Below are 19545 nucleotides of genomic sequence, written 5' to 3'. Positions count from 1 at the left end.
GTGCTGGCAACGGGAGAGAGATATGCGCCGCCAAAGCCTGGGTTTCGTCGGTGCGGTGCTCGCGCTGCTCTGGGCGCTGCCCGCCGCTGCGACCGGCTGCACGCTCGGCACGCCGGGCGCGACGGTGCGGGTGAGCGTGGCGAATAGCGGCCGCGCGACGATGCTCCATCTGCCCCGGGGCTTCGCGAGGCCAGCGCCGCTGGTCCTGCTGCTCCACGGCAGCGGCGGCACCGGCGCGCAGATGCTCGACGCCTCGAAGCTCGCCGATACCGCCGACGCGCATGGCTTCGTCGTCGCCGCGCCCGATGCCGGAATCGCGGTGCAGAAGGGCTTTGTGTGGAACATCCCCGGCGTGCCCTCGGTCACCGGCAAGATGCCCGGCCCGGGCGATGCCGACGATGTCGCCTTCCTCGGCACGGTGGTCGACTGGCTTGCGGCGAACCACTGCATCGACCGGTCGCGCGTCTACGCCACCGGCCTGTCCGGCGGCGGGCGGATGAGCAGCTGGCTCGGCTGCGTCGCCGCCGATCGCTTCGCCGCGATCGCGCCCGTGGTCGGCCTGCGCGCCGGCAATCCGCTGGCGAGCGACAGGCGCGTGCCCGATCCCGCGACCTGCACTCCGTCGCGCCCGGTGCCGGTGATCGCCTTTGCCGGCGACAAGGACACGACCAACCCGATCCAGGGCGGCGGCGCCGGCTATTGGCAATATACGATGGCGACCGCGCTCACCCGCTGGGCCGACCTCGACGCCTGCCGCGCCGGCCCGGTCCAGCGCGATCTTGACGCCAAGGTGCATGAGGTCCGCTATGCCGATTGCCGCGCGGGCGCCGAAGTGATCGGCCGGATCACCCGCGGGGCCGGCCATGTCTGGGTGGCGGACAATGACGCGATGTGGGCCTTTTTCGCCCGGCACCAGCGGCGCTAGCGTCCCGTCACAGCGCGCTTGCAATGTAGGATTTTGCCTGCTTGGCTGCTCGGGCCGCGGTGTGGCGCGGCCGCTCTTTCAACGCTGCCGAGGAAGGCGGCAAAGTGAAATGATTTGCCGCGACTCCCTGCACTTTGCGGGGGTGGCCTAGCCGTTCGCCGCCCGGGTGAGGTTCAGGAACACGTCCTCCAGGTCGGCCTCGCGCGTCGAGACGTCGACGATGCCAAGGCCGGCGCCCTGCACCGCGCCCAGCACCTCGCCGGCATTCGCCTGGTCCTTGCGATAGGTGATGACGAGGATGCGTTCGCCCTTCATCTCGACCTTCTGGAAGCAGGCATTGGCCGGGGGCGTGCCGACGTCGCGGTCGACGGTGACCTCGACCACCTTCTCCTGCGCCATCCCCACCAGCTCGCGGGTCGGCTTGTTGGCGATCAGCGTGCCGTGGTTGATGATCGCGATCCGGTCGCAGAGCTGCTCGGCTTCCTCGAGATAGTGGGTGGTCAGCACCACGGTCACGCCGCGCTGGTTGAGCTCGCGGACATAGGCCCAGAGCTGCTGGCGGAGTTCCACGTCGACGCCCGCGGTCGGCTCGTCGAGCACCAGGACGGGCGGCGAGTGCACCATCGCCTTGGCGACCATCAGCCGGCGCTTCATGCCGCCCGACAGCGTGCGCGAATAGGCATCGGCTTTGTCCTCGAGATGCACCGCGCGCAGCAGCGTCATCGGATCGAACCGGTCCTTGGACACGCCGTAGAGCCCGGCCTGGATCGCCAGCGTTTCCTTCGGCGTGAAGAACGGATCGAAGATGATCTCCTGGTTGACGATGCCGATGCTCGCCTTGGCGTTGCGCGGGTGCGCATCGATGTCGAAGCCCCAGATCGAGACCGCGCCGCTGGTCTTGTTGACCAGGCCCGCCAGGATGTTGATCAGCGTCGACTTGCCGGCACCATTGGGGCCGAGCAGCCCGAAGATCTGGCCGCGCGGCACCTCGAAGCTCACGCCGTCGAGCGCGCGCTTGCCGCCCTGGTAGGTCTTGCAGAGGGAGTCGATCGCGATGGCTGCCTGAGTCATGGCCTCCGCATAAGACTGCGCGGCACCGATTGCGAGCCCTGTCCGCGCTTGCTATCGGGCGACTCATGACCGCGCCGCTTCCCGAGACCATCCGCACCGCCACCGCCCGAGTCGCCTGTGATGGCACCGGCCCCGGCCTGCCCGCCGCGCTCGGCCATCCGCGCGTGTTCCTGCAGATCGACGAGCATGGCTATGTCGATTGCGGCTATTGCGACCGCCGCTTCATCCTGATCGGTGGCCCGGCCGACGGCGCCGACCAGAGCCAGCTTCCGGATCACCCGGCTGGCGCGAGCGTCTAAACCTCCTATATCGTCGGGATGAGCATCCCGTCCGATCCGCGCAGCTATATCTATCGCGACAGCCTCGACCCCGAGACCGCCGCGAAACTCACCGCCGAGGCGCTGGCCAGCGCCGAGGATGGCGAACTCTATCTCCAGTACCGCAAGACCGAGGCGTTCGGCTTCGACGATGGCCGGCTGAAGACCGCCTCGTTCGACACGCAATCGGGCTTCGGCCTGCGCGCCGTGTCGGGCGAGACCACGGCCTTCGCCCATGCCAACGAGATCACGCCCGCCGCGATTCGCCGCGCGGCGGAGACGATGGCGCTGATCGAGCCGGGCAAGGCCGGCAAGGCGTCCCCGCCCCAGGGCAATAACCGCCATCTCTACACGCATCAGGATCCGCTCGACCTGGTGCCCTTCGCCGACAAGGTGAACCTCTGCCAGTCGATCGACGCCGCCGCCCGCGCCCGCGATCCGCGCGTCGCGCAGGTCTCGGTCGGGCTCACCGGCTCGTGGAGCGTGGTCGAGATCGTCCGGCCGGACGGTTTCATCGCCACCGATGTCCGCCCGCTCGTTCGACTCAACGTCAGCATCGTCGTCGAGCAGAATGGCAGGCGCGAGACCGGCAGCTTCGGTCTCGGCGGCCGCACACTCTACGACAACCTTTTCGAGCCCGAGACCTGGAACCGCGCGATCGACGAGGCGCTGGCCCAGGCGCTGGTCAATCTCGACGCGGTCGATGCCCCCGCCGGCGACATGACCGTGCTGTGCGGCCCTGGCTGGCCCGGCGTGCTGCTTCACGAAGCGGTCGGCCACGGCCTCGAGGGCGATTTCAATCGCAAGGGCACGTCGGCTTTCTCCGGCCGGATCGGCGAGCGGGTTGCCGCGCCGGGCGTCACCGTGGTCGATGACGGCTCGCTGATGGACCGCCGCGGCTCGCTGTCGATCGACGACGAAGGCACGCCGACGCGCGAGACGATCCTGATCGAGGACGGCATCCTCAAGGGCTATATGCAGGACCGGCTGAATGCCCGGCTGATGGGCGTCGAGCCGACCGGCAATGGCCGGCGCGAATCGTTCCAGCATGCCCCGATGCCGCGCATGACCAACACCTTCATGAAGGGCGGCAAGGACGACCCCGCCGAGCTGCTCAGCCGCGTCAAGAAGGGCATCTTCGCCAAGTCGTTCGGTGGTGGGCAGGTCGATATCGTCTCGGGCAAGTTCGTCTTCTCGTGCACCGAGGCGTACCTCATCGAGAACGGCAAGCTCGGTGCCCCGATCAAGGGCGCGACGCTGATCGGCGACGGGCCGAGCGTGCTGGGCAGGGTGACCGGCATCGGCAACGACTTCGCGCTCGACGAAGGCGTCGGCATGTGCGGCAAGGGAGGGCAGAGCGTGCCGGCCGGCGTCGGCCAGCCGACCTTGCTGGTCGACGGGCTGACGGTGGGCGGCACGGCGGCGTGAGTTGAGCGGGTGCCGCGTTCGCGCGGTCGCCTCAGGAGCCCGTGAGCAGCAAATCGGTCGCCCGAACGATCGCGTAGCGGGCATCCGCCAGCGAAGCTACCGGCCGCCCGAGCTCGCTCTTCCGGACCGCGGTCATCAACTGCGTCGCCAGAACCAGCGTCTGGCCGCTTACGTTCAGGATGGGATGCAGAAAATCGGTCGCCGGCGGAGCTTCATCGCGTCGCAGCAGAGGGATCACCACCCGGCTCTCGAGATGCGACAGCGTATCTGCCTGGCAATCCACGACGAGCGCCCCGCCGTCGATCGGATGGACATCGTATTGCGCCATCAAAACAGGCGATATTTGGCGAGCGGAAGCCCGTTCTTCTCGGTCCAGTCGTTCCAGGCCTCGATGCGCTCGCGATTGTCTTCTGCCCATTTCCGATCGCGTTCGGCTTTCGCCGCATCACGCAACGCGGCCTCGCAGATTTGCGACAGGTTTATCCCCGCCTCACGCGCCGCGGCGACCACGCCGGTATCGAGCGAAAGATTGACAGCCTTGCGCTTGCCGGAGGAAAGAGCATCATGCTTCATGCGCATAAATTATGCGCATGCCCAATGCGCGTCAATGGAGTTGGCATGACCCTCCCCGAGCTCGACTGGTCCCGCTGGCGCGAGACCGCGCAGCACCTGCATCTGATCACCCAGATCGTCGGCAAGGTCCGCCTCGCCCAGACGCCCTGGCTCAACCATAGCTGGCATGTCGTGCTCTATCCGATGGCGTGGGGCCACACCACCGGGCCGATCCCGTGCGACGCGGCGACGCTCCAGCTCGATCTCGATCTGCTTGGGAGCGAACTGCGCCTTTCCACCGATAGCGGCGGCGAGGCGACGATCCCGCTGGGCCCGGGCAGCATCGCCGATTTCCACGCCGCGCTGATGGCGGCGCTCGCCGCGCTCGGCACGCCGGTGGCGATCAACGGCATGCCCAGCGAACTCCCCGACGCGATCCCGTTCGTCGAGGATCGCGCCGAACGCTCCTGGGACGCCGAAGCCGTGCGCGACTTCCACCGCGCCCTTCTCTGGGTCGATCGTGTCTTCCAGCAGTTCCGCACCGGCTTTCTCGGCAAGGCGAGCCCGGTGCATTTCTTCTGGGGCAGCTTCGATCTGGCGGTCACGCGCTTTTCGGGCCGCACTGCGCCCAGACACCCCGGCGGCTTCCCCGGGCTTCCCGATCCGGTGACCTGCGAGGCGTACAGCCACGAAGAGGCCAGTGCCGGCTTCTGGCCGGGCAGCGACGCGTTCCCGAAGGCCGCCTTCTACGCCTATGGCTATCCGTCGCCCGCCGGCTATGCCGAGGCGAAGGTGCCGGCGCCCGCCTATTTCGACACCGGCCTGGGCGAATGGCTGCTCGACTATGATGCGGTGCGCATAGCGGACGATCCCGAGGCGGACCTGCTCGGCTTCCTCCACGCGACCTATGATGCCGTGGCGGATCTCGGCGAGTGGGACCGCGCGCATCTCGAGTGCGTGCCGGGCGTGCCGCGCCGTCCAAGGCTCGTCTGATGGCATTGGTCGAACTGGGCCGGTTCGACCGGCAGGAAGCCTTCATCGTCCAGGGCCGCCTGGAGGACGAAGGTATCCCCAGCTTCGTGTTCGACGCCGGCACGAGTATCGCCGATGGCTCGTACCTGCTCATCCCGGTTCGCGTGATGGTCGACGACGAGGACGCGGCGACGGCGCGCGCGATCCTCGACAGCGCTGCTTAGCGCGGACTAGCCGGGCAAGTCCGCCAGCAGCAGCACAGTCGCCTTCCTGGCGATCGCGATCAGCCCGTCGCGCGGGGTGCCGGCGCGGGCGCGGGTGCTCAGCGAATGGATCACCGAGGAGGCGATCTGCGCATCGCCGCGCGGATCGCCGCTGCCCGCCTCCGCCATCAACCGCTCGATCCAGTCATCCTGCAGCGCGACGAAGCCTGCCAGCGCCGCGCGGATGTCGGGATCGGTCACGGCCTCGGTCGCCGCGGTGTTGACGGCGATGCAGCCCGCCGGGCCGTCCTCGCCGGTCAGGAACCCCTCGAGCGCGCCGAGGAACAGCGCCTTCAGCATCTTTTCCGGCGGAAACTGCGCGGCGTGGAGCTGGGCGAAGGTCGCGTCGACATTGGCATGCGTGCGCGCCAGGCCGGCGAGGTACAGCGCCTTCTTGTCACCGAACGTCGCATAAAGGCTTGGTCGGTTCACGCCCGTCGCCTCGGCGAGATCGTCGAGCGAGGTGTTGGAGAAGCCGTGCGCCCGAAAGCGTTCCATGGCGCGCTTCAGCACCTGGACCTCGTCGAACTTGCGCGGTCGCCCGCGCGCTCGCGGCGCTATTTTTGTATCGTTTCGCATTAAAATCCTTGACCCGCTTATTTTTGTGCGAGATCGTATAAAAAGCAAGGGAGACTCGCCATTAAGCTCTATTTCCGACCTTTCGCCTGCTCGCTCGCGGCGCGCATCGCGCTCGAGGAAGCCGGGCTCGACGCCGAATTCGTCCAGGTGCCTGCCGGCGGCCGCCTGGCCGACGGGCGCGACTTTACGGAGATCTCGCCGATGGGCTATGTCCCGGCGATCGAGACCGGCACCGGCTTCGTGCTCACCGAAGGCCCGGCCGTGCTCACCTATATCGCCGAGCTGGCGCCCGAAGGCGCGATCAGCTTCACCGGCTTTTCCGACGCGCATTACCGGATGCTCGCCTGGCTGAACTTCGTCGCGACCGAGCTGCACAAGGCGGTGTTCGTGCCGTTGCTCAGCACCGCCTATGTCCAGGCCGGTGGCGAGGCCGAGCAGGCCGCGGCGCGCGCTCGCCACGCCAGGCCCTTCGCCGTGCTGTCGAAGCATCTCGAGGTCCGAGACTTTCTCGACGACCGTTTCAGCGTCGCCGACGCCTATCTGCTCGCGGTGCTCAACTGGTGCGAATACACCAAGGTGCCGATCGCCGACTGGCCGGTGCTTTCCGCGTATCGCGAGCGCCTGCGCGCCCGGCCCGCCGTGGCCCGGGCGATGGCCGCCGAATGGCCCTTGCTCAAGGCTGCCTAAGCTCCGGGCGCGGCCGCATCATCGCCGCTCCCGCCGCACCTGCCCCTCCCGTCTCCGTGCGGGAGGGGCATTTTTGTGGAATCGCGCGAATCGCTCGGCTAGGCCTAGGACCATGCCCGCCACTCACTCCTGCGATGTCGCGATTGTCGGAGGCGGGCTTGCCGGCGGATTGATCGCGTTGGCGCTCAGGAAGAAGCGCCCGGACTGCGATGTGCGGATCATCGAGCGCGGCGGCCGGATCGGCGGCAACCACCTCTGGTCGTTCTTCGCCACCGATGTCGCCCCGGCGGACCGCTGGCTCACCGCGCCGCTGATCGGCCATGGCTGGCGCAGCTATGACGTCGCCTTCCCGCAGGTCTCGCGCACGCTGAACGCCGGCTATTATGCGATCGAATCGCGCCGGCTCGACCAGGTCGTCCGCGCCGAGCTGCCCGAGCAGGCGATGATGATGCGGCGCAAGGTGCTCGCCGCCAGCCCCAATGCGGTCGTCCTGGCCGATGGCGACCGGATCGAGGCGAAGGGCGTGATCGATTGCCGCGGGCCGGCGGACCTGAGCGCGCTCCACTGCGGCTGGCAGAAATTCTATGGCCGCGAGCTGCAGCTCGAAGCCGCACACGACCTCGCCCGGCCGATGATCATGGACGCCACGGTCGAGCAGCTGGACGGCTATCGCTTCGTCTATGCGCTGCCCTTCAGCCCCACCTGCGCGTTCGTCGAGGATACCTATTACAGCGATACGCCCGAGATCGATGTCGAGGCGCTCGGCACCCGGATCCAGGCCTATGCCGATGCGCGCGGCTGGCAGGTCGATCGGGTGATCCGCGAGGAGGGCGGCGCGCTGCCCGTGGTTATGGGCGGCGATTTCGAGGGCTATTGGCAGGCGGGCGGCAACAAGGTCGCCAAGGCGGGCGGCCGCGCCGGCCTGTTCCACCCGCTTACCAGCTATTCCTTGCCCGATGCCGTGCGCACCGCCACGCTGGTCGCCGCGGCGAGCGACCTTGGCGGCGCGGCATTGCACCGGCTGCTCCATGATTTCGCCAGATCGACATGGCGTCGCCGCGCATTCTACCGCATGCTCGCCGCCATGTTGTTCAAGGCTGCCGAGCCCCAGGAGCGGTACCGTATCCTGCAGCGCTTCTACCAGCTCGATCCCCAGCTGATCGGGCGCTTCTATGCCGGGCATTCGACGCTGCTCGATCGCGTGCGGATCGTTTCCGGCAAGCCGCCCGTTCCGGTGCTCAAGGCGATTTCGGCAATTCGGGGGTCCTTCAAGTGAAACGTGCGGCAGTGGTGGGTGCCGGCATCGGCGGGCTGGCGCTCGCGATCCGGCTGCAATCGGCGGGAGTCGAGACGGTCGTGCTCGAGGCGCGCGACAAGCCCGGCGGTCGCGCCTATTTCTGGGAGCGCGACGGTTTCACCTTCGATGCCGGCCCCACCGTGATCACTGCGCCCGAAGCGCTGGAGGAGCTCTGGCAGCTCTCCGGCCGCCGGATGGCCGACGACGTGACGCTCAAGCCGGTCACGCCCTTCTATCGGCTGTCCTGGCCCGACGGCACGCGCTTCGACTATTCGAACGACGATCACAAGCTCGCCGCCGAAATCGCCCGGATCGAGCCGCAGGACGTCGCCGGCTATGGCCGCTTCCTCGAATATGCCGCCGGCGTGTACGAGGAAGGCTATGTGAAGCTCGGCCATGTCGCGTTCCAGGACGTGATGACCATGGTCCGCGCCGCGCCCGCGCTGGCCAAATATGGCGCCTGGCGCTCGGTCTATGCCAAGGTCGCCAGCTTCATCCGCAACGAGAAGCTGCGCCAGGCCTTTTCCTTCCACACGCTGCTCGTCGGCGGCAATCCGATGACCGCGAGCGCGATCTACGCGCTGATCCACCAGCTCGAGCGCAAGAGCGGGGTGTGGTGGGCCGAGGGCGGCACCAACCAGTTGGTCGCGGCGATGGTCCGCCAGTTCGAGCGGCTCGGCGGCACGCTGCGGCTCGGCGATCCGGTCGCCAGCATCGACACGCTCGGCGATCTCGTCACCGGCGTGCGGACGATGGGCGGGCATGAGCTGCAGGTCGATGCGGTGGCCTGCAATGCCGATGTCGTCCACAGCTATCGCGACCTGCTCAAGGGCTCGCGCTCGAGCCAGCGCGCCGCGCAGAGCCTCCAGCGCAAGCGCTTCTCGCCGTCGCTGTTCGTCGTCCATTTCGGCGTGCGCGGCACGTTCCCGGACATCCCGCACCACTCGATCCTGTTCGGCCCGCGCTATCAGGGGCTGCTCGCCGACATCTTCGAGCACGGCGTGCTGAGCGAGGATTTCTCGCTCTACCTCCACCACCCGAGCGCCAGCGATCCCGCGATGGCGCCCGAGGGGCACGCGACCTTCTACGCGCTCGCCCCGGTGCCGCATCTCGGCAAGTTCCCCGCCGACTGGGACGAGATCGCGCCAGTGCTCGAGGAACGTATCCTGGCCGAGATCCAGCGCCGGCTGATCCCAGACCTCAAGGACCGGATCGTCACCAGGTTCAGCTACGCCCCGCTGAACTTCCGCGACGACCTCGCCGCGCATCTCGGCTCCGCCTTCAGCCTCGAGCCGATCCTCACCCAGAGCGCCTGGTTCCGCACCCACAACCGCGACGATGCGATCCACAACCTGTTCTTCGTCGGTGCCGGCACGCATCCGGGCGCGGGCATTCCCGGCGTGGTCGGCAGCGCCAAGGCGACCGCGGCGCTGATGCTGGGAGACGGCAAGTGAGCGGCTTGCCCCGCCGCGCGTTCTGGCCGAAGGAAAGCCGGACCACGGATATCGGGAAGATCAGATGAAGCGCATCGCAGTCTATTGCGGTTCGGCCAGCCCGGCCGACCCCGTCTATATCGAGGCCGCGCGCCATGTCGGCCGCACGCTGGCGGAGCGCGGCATCGGGCTGGTCTATGGCGGCGGCAAGCTCGGGCTGATGGGCGCGGTGGCGGATTCGGCGCTGGAGGCCGGCGGCGAAGTGATCGGCGTCATCCCCGAGCTGCTGGTCAATGCCGAGGTCGCGCATCGCGGCCTCACCGAGCTGCACGTCGTCGGCACGATGCACGAGCGCAAGGCGCGCTTCACCGAGCTAGCCGACGGCTTCCTCAACCTGCCCGGCGGCACCGGCACGATGGACGAGCTGTGGGAAGCGCTGAGCTGGGCGCAGCTCGGCTATCACAGCGATCCGGTCGGCCTGCTCAACATCGCCGGCTATTACGACAAGCTGGTCGAATTCTGGGTGCATATGGGCCAGGTCGGCTTCGTCCGCCCGCAGCACCAGAACATGCTGCTCGTCGATACGACGCTCGACGGGCTGCTCGGCAAGATGGCCGCCGCCAAGCCGATCGAGACGATCGTCCAGATGAAGCGCGGCGATCTGTGAGCGCGGCGCTTCCTTCGCGTGCCGCGCTCGTCGCGACCGCGCAGGAATCGATAGCGCGCGGGTCGGGCAGCTTTGCCGCTGCCAGCCGGTTGTTCGATCGCCGGACGCGCGAATGGGCCTGGCTGCTCTATGCCTGGTGCCGGGCCTGCGATGATCTCGCCGACGGGCAGGATCACGGGCATGGCGCAGGCGAGGCGGAGGCGGACGCGGACGCAGAGGCCGGGCTCGCCCGCATCCGCCTGCTCACCGAAGCGGCGCTGGCCGGCCAATGGGTCGGCGACCCCGCCTTCGACGCGCTGCGTATCGTCGCCGAGGAGGCGAAGCTCCCGCACCGCTATATCTGGGACGTGGTCGAGGGCTTCGCGCTCGATGCTGCCGATTGGGGGCCGCGGCAGGAGGAAGATCTCTACCGCTATTGCTATCATGTCGCCGGGGCGGTCGGCTGCCTGATGGCAGTGGTGATGGGCGTGTCGCCCGACGACAACGCGACGCTCGACCGCGCCTGCGACCTCGGCATCGCCTTCCAGCTCGCCAATATCGCCCGCGATATCGAGGCCGATGACCGGATGGGGCGCTGCTATCTGCCCCAGGACTGGCTGACCGAGATGGATATCCCGCCGGGCCAGCACATGAAGCCGCCCTTCCGCCAGCGTCTGGCGGTGCTCGCCGGCCGGCTGACCAGCGCCGCCGCCGACTATGCCGAGAGCGCGCGGGCCGGCACGCCGGCGCTCGGTTTTCGCTCGGCCTGGGCGGTGCTCGCCGCCGCCGGCATCTATGGCGATATCGCGGTGAAGGTCGCCGAGCGCGGCGAGCATGCCTGGGATCACCGGGTTGCGACCCCGGGCTTCGCGAAGCTCGGCTGGATCGGCCGGTCCTGGTGGCAGGCGCTGCGCCGCAAGACGCTCTATCCCGCCATGCCGCGCGACGCCGATCTCTGGGAGCGGCCCCGCTAGGCGGGCCGCGCGATCCCCGACACGACCACGCCGGCCAGCAGCGGCGCCGCGACCGCCGCGATCTGCATCCACATGGGGTGCGGGCTGATCAGCGCCTGGCTGAGCGCGAAGCCGCTCGCGAGCAGCGTGACGATCCAGCCGCTCGCCGGCCAGTCCGCCACGCGCACCGCCGCGACGCCGCCGGCCAGCGCGCCGAGCGCCCAGCCGCCCACGGTCATCGCCTGCGCGCTATTGCCGATGAAATCCTGAGGCAGCGCATAGCGGGCGCCGAGCCAGTCGAGCCCCAGGATCACGCCGATACCCACGGCGAGTCCGATCGCCAGTCCAAGCAGCTGCTTCATTCCGTTTCCCCCCGGAACAGTTTCGCAGGTGCAGCATAATTGAAATAGGCAGAAGGTGCTAGCGGCCTTTGCCGTCCAGCTTCTGGGCAGCCTGGCGCGCCATTTCCTGTGTCTGGCGCTGGCAGGCGCCGGCAATCACCGGATAGTCGAGATCGGTATTGCGGCGCAGCGCGTCGGCCATCGCCTCCTGGCAGCTCGCATAGCTGGTGTAGCGCGCCGGCTCGATCCGCGCCTGGCGGCAATCGAGATTGTCGTCGCTGCACCCCATGATCGCCAGAAGATAGAAGACCTGATCCATTCGCCCAATCCTTTTGAAGGCAGCCCTTCAAAGGTTAACAACGGCCGGCGCGCTCAACCGTTGCATCGTGGCGCCGGACGCCCCAAATCCATGGCAATGGCTTCCAAACCCGATGCACCCGCCGGCGAGCGCCCGATGCTCGCCACGCTGCGGCGTTTCCTCCCCTATCTGTGGCCGAAGCACGCGCCTGCCCTGCGCGTGCGCATCGTCATCGCGTTGCTGCTCGTCCTTTGCTCGAAGCTGGTCCAGGTCTATGGCGCGCCTTTCGCGCTGCAGGGCGCGATCGACCGGATGGCGAGTGGCGCGCGCGACGCGGTCTGGCTCGTCACTGCGCTGGTCGCCGGCTATGCGCTCGCGCGCTTCGGCACGGTGCTGTTCGACAATCTCCGCAACGCCGTGTTCGAGCGGGTGGGGCAGGAGGCCACGCGGCGCCTCGCCGCCGATGTGTTCCGCCATCTCCACCAGCTCTCGCTACGCTTCCATCTCGAGCGGCGCACCGGCGCGATCACCAAGGTGGTCGAGCGCGGCACCAAGAGCATCGATACGATGCTCTATTTCCTGCTGTTCAACATCGCGCCGACGATCCTCGAGCTCGGCATGGTGCTCGGCATCTTCTGGACGCGCTACGGCCCTTGGCTGGTCGCCGGCACGCTGGCGATGGTGGCAGTCTACATCGCCTTCACCCGCTGGGTGACCGATTGGCGCTCGAAGCTGCGCCAGCAGATGAACGATCTCGATACCGGCGCGGTCTCGCACGCGGTCGATTCGCTGCTCAACTTCGAGACGGTGAAATATTTCAACGCCGAGGAGCGTGAGGCGCGGCGCTACGAGAATGCCGTCACCGCCTATGCCAAGGCCGCGACCGTCAGCGAGAATTCGCTCGCCTGGCTCAATATCGGCCAGGCGCTGATCACCAATGCGATGCTCGCCGCAGGCATGACGTTGGTGGTGTTCGGCTGGTCCTCGGGCAAGTTCACCGCGGGCGACGTGGTGCTGGTCTCGACGCTGCTCAGCCAGCTCTTCCGCCCGCTCGACCTGCTCGGCATGGTCTATCGCACGATCCGCCAGGGCGTGATCGACATGGGCAGCATGTTCGACCTGCTCGATACCGGCGCCGAGGTGAAGGATGCGGCGGGTGCGGTGCCGCTCACCGTCGAGCACGGCCATGTCCGCTTCGAGGGCGTGCATTTCGGCTACGATCCCGACCGCGAGATCCTGAAGGGCATCGATCTCGACATCCCCGCCGGCGCCACCGTCGCGGTGGTCGGCCCCTCGGGCGCGGGCAAGTCGACGCTGGCCCGGCTGATGTACCGCTTCTACGACGTCACCGGCGGTCGCATCACGATCGACGGGCAGGACATCCGCACGGTCACCCAGTCGTCGCTGCGCGGCGCGATCGGCATCGTCCCGCAGGATACGGTGCTGTTCAACGACACGATCGGCTACAACATCGCCTATGGCCGCGAAGGCGCGGGCGCCGACGAGATCGCCGCCGCCGCGCGGGGTGCGGCGATCGCTGGCTTCATCCAGGCGCTGCCCGACGGTTTCGAGACGCGGGTCGGCGAGCGCGGGCTCAAGCTGTCGGGCGGCGAGAAGCAGCGCGTCGCGATTGCGCGCACGCTGGTCAAGAACCCGCCGATCCTGATCCTCGACGAAGCGACCAGCGCGCTCGACAGCCGCACCGAGGCGGACATCCAGGCGACGCTGGAAGCGATCGAGCATGGCCGCACCACGATCGTGATCGCGCACCGGCTGTCGACCGTGGTCCATGCCGACCGGATCATCGTGCTCGAGGCCGGCCGCGTCGCAGAGCAGGGCACGCATGCCGAGCTGCTGCGTGAACAAGGCCTCTATGCAGAGATGTGGGCCCGCCAGGCACAGGAGCGCGCGGCCGAGGGCGACGCGGGGGTAGTTATCGAATAACGGCGACGAAGCGTGCAATTTCGTCGTTGAATCGAGCCAGTCAACGGGCTTAGCATCGCCGCACCCTCCAGCCAGGATTCGCGCCCATGAAGCTGCTCGCCTGCCTGCCGCTGCTGCTCCTCGCAGCGGCGTCCGCTCCGTCACGTCCCGAAATCCAGGTGGCGCCCGCCGCGATGCGCCTGTGGATGCCGAGGGAGGGCAGGGTCAGCTGGGTCTCGGACGGGGTCCATGTCAGCATCGCGCCCGCGCCTTGCGACAACCCGCCGCGCAGCGAGGGATGCCGCTTCGATCCGCAGAACAACCAGGCCGAAGTGACGGTCACGCCGGCGAACGGCGCGCCGGTCACGGTCCGCACGAGCAACCAGACGAGCTATTACCGGTTGGCGGTCGTGCGCTTCCACGCCGGCGACGCGCGGCCCGGACTGGTCATCGAGAACCAGTCCGGCGGCTCGGCGGGCGATGTCTGGGTGCAGCTGTTGCTGCCCGAAGGCGCCGGCTATCACGAGCAATGGCTGCCCGATAGGCTGCAGGGCGCGTTGCCCGCCACGCTCGCCGACCTCTCGGGCGACGGCGCGATCGATTTAGTCTTCGAAGACGGCCGCTTCGCCTATGTCTTCGGCTGCGGCGCCTGCACGCCGCGCCCGCCCAGGGTCTTCACCGTGCGCGCGGGCAAGCCCGTCGACGTCTCGCGCGAGCCTGGCTATGCGCGGGCCTATCGCGCGGAAATGGCGCGGCTCGCCCCGATCTGCCTCTCGTCCCGGCGCTATCGCAACGGCGCCTGCGCCGCCTATGTCGCCGACGCGGCCCGGGTCGGCCAGTTCGACAAGGCCTGGGCAAAGATGCTGCGCCATTGGGAGCGCGCGGAAAACGACCTGTGGCAGAGCTGCAGCGTGCCGCGCTCGGCCTGGGCCGGCGACAATTGCCCGCCGGCATCGTCGAGCCACTATCGCACCTTCCCCGAATCGCTGCGCGCATTTCTGAGGGCAACCGGCTATATCCCCTGAAACACAAGGGGAGGGCCGATGACGACGCTGCTGCTGATCCTGCTCGCGCTGATCGCGGCGCTGGTGCTCTGGTCGGCCTGGGTGTCGCGCGGCGTCGAGCGCTGGATCCCGATGGACGGCCGCCAGGTCGAAGTGCCGGGCGTGCGGATGCATGTCGTCGAGATGGGCCCGGCCGACGCGCCGGCGATCGTGATGATCCACGGCATTCTGAGCCAGCTGCGCGTCTACACCTATGCGCTCGCCGGGCGGCTGGCGAAGGACTATCGGGTGGTGGTGATGGACCGGCCCGGCTGGGGCTATTCGACGCTCACCGGCCCGCGGCTCGATCTTGCCGGCCAGGCCGATGCCGTCGCCGCCGCGGTCGCCGCGCTCGGGCTGGAGAAGCCGCTGCTCGTCGGCCATTCGATGGGCGGTGCGGTCAGCCTGGCGCTGGCATTGCGCCATCCCCAGGCAGTCCGCGCGCTCGGCCTGATCGCGCCCTATACCCAGCCGGTCGATACGCCGCCCGAACCGCTCAGGGGCTTCGTCGTCCCCGCGCCGCTCCGCCCGCTGATCGCCTGGACGCTGGCAGTGCCGCTCGCGATGCGCACCGGCAAGGCCAAGACCGTGGCGATCTTCGCGCCCGATCCGGTGCCGGAGGATTTCCCGATCAAGGCCGGCGGCGCGCTCGCCATCCGGCCCAAGGCGTTCCTGTCGGGCTGCTACGAGCTCGCGATGGCGCCCGAAGCGATGCAGGCCCAGGCGCCGCGCTATGGCGAGATCGCGGTGCCGGTCTCGATCCTGTACGGTCGCCAGGACGCGCTGCTCGATCCGGCGCTCCACGGCAGCAAGGCCGCATCGGAGGTGCAGGACGGCACTGTGGAGATGCTCGACGGCGGCCATATGCTGCCGGTGACGCATGTCGACGCCACCGAGACCTGGCTGCGCCGCGTCGCTAGCGGCAGCTGAGCGTCACGGTCTTTGCCGGCTTGTCGAACAGGATCGAGGAGCAGCCGGCCAGCGCATCGCGCCCGATCTCGAGGAAGCTGCGCTGCTTCCCCTTCTTCTTGGCGCCGGTCACCACGATCTCGTCGGGGTCGGCCTCGGGCGCGGTCATGTCAGGGATCGACGCGGCGCTGCCGAAATCGCCGGTGCGCACGAAGATCCGCTCGAGCGCCAGCGGCCCGACGCCGAGCGGACGGCCGAGCGTCATGACCCGCACCGGGCGCATCACGCCGAGCCGGATCGGCATCGTCTCGCCCGCCCCGGCGAACCGCCCGTCCTGCGCCGCCGCGATCGCTGCGCCGGCCGCCGCGGTGGCGATAGTCCGGTCGCGGGCCAGCGTGAACAGGATGCGGACCTTGGCATCGCCGACCTTGATCTCGGTGCCCATGCCGACGTAGCCGAAGTCGGTCAGCGGCAGCGTCACGCTGCGCTCGCCGGGCTGTACCGGGTGCAGGTCGAAGCGGATGCGCGCCTCCGGCAGGCCGCCGGGCCCGATCGTGCCATCGGCGCCCTGCGCATAGGGCGCGGCGAACCAGGTCGCCCGGCGCCGGAACTCGCCCGCGCCGAAGTCGAGCCGCACCACGGCGGAGCGCCCGTTCACGCGCACCGGCCCGATCCCGGCCCGGATGGCGAAGGGCCCGGCATCGAGCTTTGCCCGGTCGGCGAAATCGGGATTGAACACCGGCATGGTCGGCGCGCCGGGATCGACACGCAGCTGCGCGGTCACGCCCTGGACGGTGACCGGCACCGGCGCATCGGCGAACACGCGCGCGTCGTCGGCGGCGAGCAGGAACATGGCGGCAAGCGCAACGGATTTCATTGGGGGCCCTCCCTGCCCGCAAGCTCCCCGGCGAAGGCGGCGGGAGCGTGGCCGAAACCGGGCCTAGCCGATCTCGGCGGGCTGCGTCGTCCAGCCGAGCTGCGGGATCGTGATCGAGCGCTTGCCCGCCAGATCGGTGCGCGTGACGAACAGCTCGCGGCTCTCGATATATTGCAGCAGGCGCCGGGCGCGGCCGAGCGAGCTGGTGCCATAGGTCGCGGCGATCTCGCCATCGCTGGGGCAGGGCGCGCCCTCGCGGGCGGCGCGGGCGACGAGCAGGAACGGGCCGAGCATGTCGTCGGGCAGCGCGCGCGCCGCCTCCAGCGCCTGCGCCCAGTCGTCGTCGGGATTGCCGTGAATGCCGGCGCGCGCGGCGGAGAGCCGGCGGACAAAGCCCGAAAGATCGAGCGGCGGCCGTGCGAGGCCGACCATCCGGCAGCGCACCAGGAAGTCCTGGTAGAGCACCGAAGGCGAGCGATAGGCGCTTTCGGCATCGCCGACGATGTCGCGCAGCACATCGGCGATCTTGGCCGCTGCTTCCTCTGGGTCGACCTCCGGAATCTCCTCGCGCTGCGGCGTCGAGCGCGCGAGCTGCTCGAGCAGCCGGTCGCTCGCCAGCTGCGGCGCGGCGATCGGCGTCGGCGGCGCGGGCGGGGTCCATTCGGGCTCGGCGGGCGCGAGCAGCAGGTCCTTCAATTCGGCCGAAGGCGCCTCGGGCAGCGGCGTTAGCTTGGGGCTGCCGCTGCGCGCGCTGGTCTCGACCGCGCCGATCTGCACCGAGATCGGTCGGCGCGACACGGCGGGGCCGAGTGCCAGGAAATGCCCGCGGGCCAAGTCGCGGATCGCCTCGGCCTGGCGGCGCTCCATGCCGAGCAGGTCGGCGGCGCGCGCCATGTCGATGTCGAGGAAAGTGCGCCCCATCAGGAAGTTCGAGGCCTCGGCCGCGACATTCTTGGCGAGCTTGGCCAGCCGCTGCGTGGCAATCACCCCGGCGAGGCCGCGCTTGCGCCCGCGGCACATCAAGTTGGTCATCGCGCTCAGCGAGGCGCGCCGCACCTCCTCGGCAACCTCGCCGCCGCCCGAAGGCGCGAACAGCTGCGCCTCGTCGACCACCACGAGCGCCGGATACCAATGGTCGCGCGGCGCATCGAACATCGCGTTGAGGAACGCCGCAGCGCATTTCATCTGCCCCTCGGCCTCGAGCCCCTCGAGGCTGAGCACCACCGAGGCACGATGCTCGCGGATCCGGGTGGCGAAGCGCGCGATCTCGCGCTCCGAATAATCGGCCGCCTCGATCGCGATATGCCCATATTTGTCGCCGAGCGTGACGAAGTCGCCTTCGGGATCGATCACCACTTGCTGGACGTGCCCGGCGCTGCGCTCGAGCAGCCGGCGCAGCAGGTGCGACTTTCCCGACCCCGAATTGCCCTGGACGAGCAAGCGCGTCGCCAGCAGCTCCTCGAGGTCCATGGACACGGCATCGCCCTTGCCGTCCGTTCCCATGTCTACGCGCACCGTCATCCCGGCTGCTTTGGCGTATGGGAGGGGCGGGGGGAAGCGCGCTGCGGCGAAAATCTGTGGGCGGTACGCCTGCGAAACGCCTCCGGGCCAATCCGTCGTCCCGGCGAAAGCCGGGATGACGGCGGGTTTGGATGATGGCTAGTGCCTGAACCCCAGCAGCACATTCCCCTCGGTCGAGAGATAGTTCTTGCGGTAATCGAAGCGGCGGCAGTCGGAGAAGATCAGCCAGTAATATTTCATCTGCTCGGACCACCAATAGCCCGGGCAATGGTCCGCCTGCGCCTTGGTGGTGACGTCGGCCATCACCGCATAGCCGTAGGGCGCCTTGTTCCACTGCTGCATCGCACGGAAATGCCGGGCGACCAGCGCGCGCCAGTCTTCCTTGCGGTCGAGCAGCCAGTGGTTGAACGCGGCATCGGCGAGTTCGGGGCGAAGTGCGTTGGTCGCGGCGGTCGGCGCGCCCTTCTCGGGATCATAGCCCTCGGGCAGGATGCCGTACTTGTCCTGCACCTTGCTCCAGGCCAGCGTATAGGCCTCGCCCGCCACGCGGTCGCCGCCCTGGGCGAGCAGCCCGCCATAGAAGGACGAGAGCTCGTCCTGCTCCCAGGTTAGGCGCTTGCCGGTCTCGAAATCGACATCGACGAACCACAGGTCGCCGTTCAGCATCGCCTTCTGGTTCTCGAGGATGGCGGCGGTGCAGCTCTTGTACATGGTCAGACAGTCGCGGTCGCCGAGCAGCTGCCAGCCGTCCCACAGATATTCGTAATAGCTGTCCGAGGGCGGGCCGATCGTCGCCCGCCTGCTCTTCCATTCGCCGGTGACGCAGTCGATCGCGTCGGGGATCAGCCCGATGTCCGAGCGCCGCCCGAACAGCGCGACCATCGCCTTTTTCGCCGCCTTGAAATAGCGCGGGTCGCCGGTCAGCCGGCTCAGCGTGCCGAATTCGGTGATGCAGCTGCCGATCTCGGCCGGGTTGGTCACGTTGCCGCGCACCGCGCCGGTCTTCAGGTTCACATAGCGATAGGGCAGCCCGATCGGCGATGCGGCGAAGGCCGGCATCAGCCGGTCGGCCAGGTCCTTCGCCTTGGCGAGCAGTATTGGATCGCGGCCCGCGAGATGCGCGGAGAGCAGCCCGCCAACCAGCCGGATGATCGTCTCGAACACCGAGACCTCGCCATCGACGTCGAAATCGAGGCTGGCCTTGATCCAGTCGACCCCGTCCTTGAACTCGGCATCGAGTTCCATCAGCCACAGCGTGTCGAGCGCCTCGACCAGGCTCAGCCCCAGGTGATGTCCCTTGATCGAAAAGCTCTCGGCGCCGCCCGAGATCGGCAGGATCTGGTCCTTGCCCCAGGCCTTTTCGCGGTAATTGCCCCACGCCCAGCGCATCGCCTCGCGCACCTCGCCGGCGAGCGCGCGCCAGTCCTGCTCGGCCGCGGCGGGAAGGGGAAGCAGCGCGGCGGCGCCGCCGGCGATCAGGCCGCGCCGGCCGATGCGGAAATCAGTCATG

General features: G+C 68.6%; 22 protein-coding genes. 13 read left to right on the top strand and 9 right to left on the bottom strand.

The annotated features are described in order from the left end of the window. The first annotated feature begins 22 nt into the window (after window positions 1-22). Window positions 23-925, top strand: coding sequence for a PHB depolymerase family esterase (locus ABLE38_RS08805; RefSeq protein ID WP_348973781.1), 903 nt, complete (start codon window positions 23-25; stop codon window positions 923-925). 147 nt (window positions 926-1072) lie between these two features. On the opposite strand, the gene ABLE38_RS08800 is transcribed toward ABLE38_RS08805, so the two are convergent. After that, the gene (locus ABLE38_RS08800) at window positions 1073-1996 is read right to left on the bottom strand and encodes an ABC transporter ATP-binding protein (protein ID WP_348973780.1); all 924 of its coding nucleotides are present in this window, start codon (window positions 1994-1996) and stop codon (window positions 1073-1075) included. Window positions 1997-2061: 65 nt separating this feature from the next. On the opposite strand from ABLE38_RS08800, the gene ABLE38_RS08795 reads away from it, so the two are divergent. Together ABLE38_RS08795 and tldD are read left to right on the top strand one after the other, a co-directional pair. Continuing rightward, the gene (locus ABLE38_RS08795; RefSeq protein WP_348973779.1) at window positions 2062-2295 is read left to right on the top strand and encodes a zinc-finger domain-containing protein; all 234 of its coding nucleotides are present in this window, start codon (window positions 2062-2064) and stop codon (window positions 2293-2295) included. A gap of 18 nt (window positions 2296-2313) precedes the next feature. Beyond that, the gene (tldD, locus tag ABLE38_RS08790; protein WP_348973778.1) at window positions 2314-3741 is read left to right on the top strand and encodes a metalloprotease TldD; all 1428 of its coding nucleotides are present in this window, start codon (window positions 2314-2316) and stop codon (window positions 3739-3741) included. A gap of 31 nt (window positions 3742-3772) precedes the next feature. On the opposite strand, the gene ABLE38_RS08785 is transcribed toward tldD, so the two are convergent. After that, window positions 3773-4069: a CcdB family protein gene (locus ABLE38_RS08785; protein ID WP_348973777.1), complete on the bottom strand. Its 297-nt coding sequence runs from the start codon at window positions 4067-4069 to the stop codon at window positions 3773-3775. Next, window positions 4069-4314, bottom strand: coding sequence for a type II toxin-antitoxin system CcdA family antitoxin (locus ABLE38_RS08780; RefSeq protein WP_348974469.1), 246 nt, complete (start codon window positions 4312-4314; stop codon window positions 4069-4071). The genes ABLE38_RS08785 and ABLE38_RS08780 overlap by 1 nt, the downstream gene beginning before the upstream one ends. A gap of 45 nt (window positions 4315-4359) precedes the next feature. Here ABLE38_RS08780 and ABLE38_RS08775 point away from each other — a divergent pair, with 45 nt between their 5' ends. Beyond that, entirely contained in the window at window positions 4360-5286 is a 927-nt protein-coding gene (locus ABLE38_RS08775; protein ID WP_348973776.1) for a DUF5996 family protein, read from the top strand. After that, a complete protein-coding gene (locus ABLE38_RS08770; protein WP_348973775.1) occupies window positions 5286-5489 on the top strand; it encodes a DUF2007 domain-containing protein in 204 nt (67 codons plus the stop codon). Before ABLE38_RS08775 ends, ABLE38_RS08770 begins: the two co-directional genes overlap by 1 nt. 6 nt (window positions 5490-5495) lie before the next feature. Here the strand turns inward: ABLE38_RS08770 and ABLE38_RS08765 are convergent, their stop codons facing one another. Continuing rightward, the gene (locus ABLE38_RS08765) at window positions 5496-6026 is read right to left on the bottom strand and encodes a TetR/AcrR family transcriptional regulator (protein ID WP_348973774.1); all 531 of its coding nucleotides are present in this window, start codon (window positions 6024-6026) and stop codon (window positions 5496-5498) included. A gap of 141 nt (window positions 6027-6167) precedes the next feature. Between ABLE38_RS08765 and ABLE38_RS08760 the strand changes: the two genes are divergently transcribed. The 5 genes from ABLE38_RS08760 to ABLE38_RS08740 all read left to right on the top strand — a co-directional run bounded on the left by ABLE38_RS08760 (window position 6168) and on the right by ABLE38_RS08740 (window position 11144). Next, the gene (locus ABLE38_RS08760; RefSeq protein WP_348974468.1) at window positions 6168-6794 is read left to right on the top strand and encodes a glutathione binding-like protein; all 627 of its coding nucleotides are present in this window, start codon (window positions 6168-6170) and stop codon (window positions 6792-6794) included. A 112-nt stretch (window positions 6795-6906) separates the two neighbouring features. Further along, on the top strand, window positions 6907-8070 hold the full coding sequence (gene crtY / locus ABLE38_RS08755) for a lycopene beta-cyclase CrtY (RefSeq protein WP_348973773.1): 1164 nt from the start codon (window positions 6907-6909) through the stop codon (window positions 8068-8070). Beyond that, window positions 8067-9545 (top strand): phytoene desaturase, encoded by a 1479-nt coding sequence (locus ABLE38_RS08750; RefSeq protein ID WP_348973772.1) that lies wholly within the window; start codon window positions 8067-8069, stop codon window positions 9543-9545. The genes crtY and ABLE38_RS08750 overlap by 4 nt, the downstream gene beginning before the upstream one ends. 64 nt (window positions 9546-9609) lie before the next feature. Further along, window positions 9610-10191 carry a TIGR00730 family Rossman fold protein gene (locus ABLE38_RS08745; protein WP_348973771.1) on the top strand — a complete coding sequence of 194 codons (582 nt, stop codon included), beginning with the start codon at window positions 9610-9612 and terminating at the stop codon, window positions 10189-10191. Next, complete coding sequence (locus ABLE38_RS08740) at window positions 10188-11144, top strand: phytoene/squalene synthase family protein (protein ID WP_348973770.1); 957 nt, start codon at window positions 10188-10190, stop codon at window positions 11142-11144. Before ABLE38_RS08745 ends, ABLE38_RS08740 begins: the two co-directional genes overlap by 4 nt. Here ABLE38_RS08740 and ABLE38_RS08735 read toward each other — a convergent pair. Both ABLE38_RS08735 and ABLE38_RS08730 read right to left on the bottom strand, forming a co-directional pair. Then, window positions 11141-11485, bottom strand: a complete 345-nt coding sequence (locus ABLE38_RS08735; protein WP_348973769.1) for a hypothetical protein — start codon at window positions 11483-11485, stop codon at window positions 11141-11143. The genes ABLE38_RS08740 and ABLE38_RS08735 overlap by 4 nt on opposite strands. Window positions 11486-11543: 58 nt before the next feature. Further along, window positions 11544-11783, bottom strand: a complete 240-nt coding sequence (locus tag ABLE38_RS08730) for a hypothetical protein (protein WP_348973768.1) — start codon at window positions 11781-11783, stop codon at window positions 11544-11546. Between the two features lie 96 nt (window positions 11784-11879). On the opposite strand from ABLE38_RS08730, the gene ABLE38_RS08725 reads away from it, so the two are divergent. From ABLE38_RS08725 to ABLE38_RS08715, 3 genes are all read left to right on the top strand, one after another. Continuing rightward, window positions 11880-13706 (top strand): ABC transporter ATP-binding protein/permease, encoded by a 1827-nt coding sequence (locus tag ABLE38_RS08725; RefSeq protein WP_348973767.1) that lies wholly within the window; start codon window positions 11880-11882, stop codon window positions 13704-13706. Window positions 13707-13792: 86 nt separating this feature from the next. Continuing rightward, a complete protein-coding gene (locus tag ABLE38_RS08720; RefSeq protein ID WP_348973766.1) occupies window positions 13793-14710 on the top strand; it encodes a hypothetical protein in 918 nt (305 codons plus the stop codon). A gap of 18 nt (window positions 14711-14728) precedes the next feature. Next, window positions 14729-15658 (top strand): alpha/beta fold hydrolase, encoded by a 930-nt coding sequence (locus ABLE38_RS08715; RefSeq protein WP_348973765.1) that lies wholly within the window; start codon window positions 14729-14731, stop codon window positions 15656-15658. On the opposite strand, the gene ABLE38_RS08710 is transcribed toward ABLE38_RS08715, so the two are convergent. The 3 genes from ABLE38_RS08710 to ABLE38_RS08700 all read right to left on the bottom strand — a co-directional run bounded on the left by ABLE38_RS08710 (window position 15645) and on the right by ABLE38_RS08700 (window position 19544). Next, window positions 15645-16514 (bottom strand): hypothetical protein, encoded by an 870-nt coding sequence (locus ABLE38_RS08710; RefSeq protein WP_348973764.1) that lies wholly within the window; start codon window positions 16512-16514, stop codon window positions 15645-15647. The two genes, ABLE38_RS08715 and ABLE38_RS08710, sit on opposite strands and share 14 nt — an antisense overlap. 63 nt (window positions 16515-16577) lie before the next feature. Then, window positions 16578-18035: an ATP-binding protein gene (locus ABLE38_RS08705; protein ID WP_348973763.1), complete on the bottom strand. Its 1458-nt coding sequence runs from the start codon at window positions 18033-18035 to the stop codon at window positions 16578-16580. Window positions 18036-18173: 138 nt separating this feature from the next. Next, window positions 18174-19544 (bottom strand): glycoside hydrolase family 47 protein, encoded by a 1371-nt coding sequence (locus ABLE38_RS08700; protein ID WP_348973762.1) that lies wholly within the window; start codon window positions 19542-19544, stop codon window positions 18174-18176. Window position 19545: the final 1 nt, after the last annotated feature.

The sequence above is a fragment of the Sphingomonas sp. KR3-1 genome, from assembly GCF_040049295.1.
Classification (GTDB): domain Bacteria; phylum Pseudomonadota; class Alphaproteobacteria; order Sphingomonadales; family Sphingomonadaceae; genus Sphingomonas.
Note: the sequence above shows the minus strand (reverse complement) of the source record. Positions and strands in the feature narration are given on the sequence as shown.

Coding starts and splice junctions, on each gene's coding strand:
- ABLE38_RS08805 (WP_348973781.1), top strand. CDS start 23: ATGCGCCGCCAAAGCCTGGGTTTCGTCGGTGCGGTGCTCGCGCTGCTC.
- ABLE38_RS08800 (WP_348973780.1), bottom strand. CDS start 1,996: ATGACTCAGGCAGCCATCGCGATCGACTCCCTCTGCAAGACCTACCAG.
- ABLE38_RS08795 (WP_348973779.1), top strand. CDS start 2,062: ATGACCGCGCCGCTTCCCGAGACCATCCGCACCGCCACCGCCCGAGTC.
- tldD (WP_348973778.1), top strand. CDS start 2,314: ATGAGCATCCCGTCCGATCCGCGCAGCTATATCTATCGCGACAGCCTC.
- ABLE38_RS08785 (WP_348973777.1), bottom strand. CDS start 4,069: ATGGCGCAATACGATGTCCATCCGATCGACGGCGGGGCGCTCGTCGTG.
- ABLE38_RS08780 (WP_348974469.1), bottom strand. CDS start 4,314: ATGAAGCATGATGCTCTTTCCTCCGGCAAGCGCAAGGCTGTCAATCTT.
- ABLE38_RS08775 (WP_348973776.1), top strand. CDS start 4,360: ATGACCCTCCCCGAGCTCGACTGGTCCCGCTGGCGCGAGACCGCGCAG.
- ABLE38_RS08770 (WP_348973775.1), top strand. CDS start 5,286: ATGGCATTGGTCGAACTGGGCCGGTTCGACCGGCAGGAAGCCTTCATC.
- ABLE38_RS08765 (WP_348973774.1), bottom strand. CDS start 6,026: ATGGAACGCTTTCGGGCGCACGGCTTCTCCAACACCTCGCTCGACGAT.
- crtY (WP_348973773.1), top strand. CDS start 6,907: ATGCCCGCCACTCACTCCTGCGATGTCGCGATTGTCGGAGGCGGGCTT.
- ABLE38_RS08745 (WP_348973771.1), top strand. CDS start 9,610: ATGAAGCGCATCGCAGTCTATTGCGGTTCGGCCAGCCCGGCCGACCCC.
- ABLE38_RS08735 (WP_348973769.1), bottom strand. CDS start 11,485: ATGAAGCAGCTGCTTGGACTGGCGATCGGACTCGCCGTGGGTATCGGC.
- ABLE38_RS08730 (WP_348973768.1), bottom strand. CDS start 11,783: ATGGATCAGGTCTTCTATCTTCTGGCGATCATGGGGTGCAGCGACGAC.
- ABLE38_RS08725 (WP_348973767.1), top strand. CDS start 11,880: ATGGCTTCCAAACCCGATGCACCCGCCGGCGAGCGCCCGATGCTCGCC.
- ABLE38_RS08720 (WP_348973766.1), top strand. CDS start 13,793: ATGAAGCTGCTCGCCTGCCTGCCGCTGCTGCTCCTCGCAGCGGCGTCC.
- ABLE38_RS08715 (WP_348973765.1), top strand. CDS start 14,729: ATGACGACGCTGCTGCTGATCCTGCTCGCGCTGATCGCGGCGCTGGTG.
- ABLE38_RS08710 (WP_348973764.1), bottom strand. CDS start 16,514: ATGAAATCCGTTGCGCTTGCCGCCATGTTCCTGCTCGCCGCCGACGAC.
- ABLE38_RS08705 (WP_348973763.1), bottom strand. CDS start 18,035: ATGACGGTGCGCGTAGACATGGGAACGGACGGCAAGGGCGATGCCGTG.
- ABLE38_RS08700 (WP_348973762.1), bottom strand. CDS start 19,544: ATGACTGATTTCCGCATCGGCCGGCGCGGCCTGATCGCCGGCGGCGCC.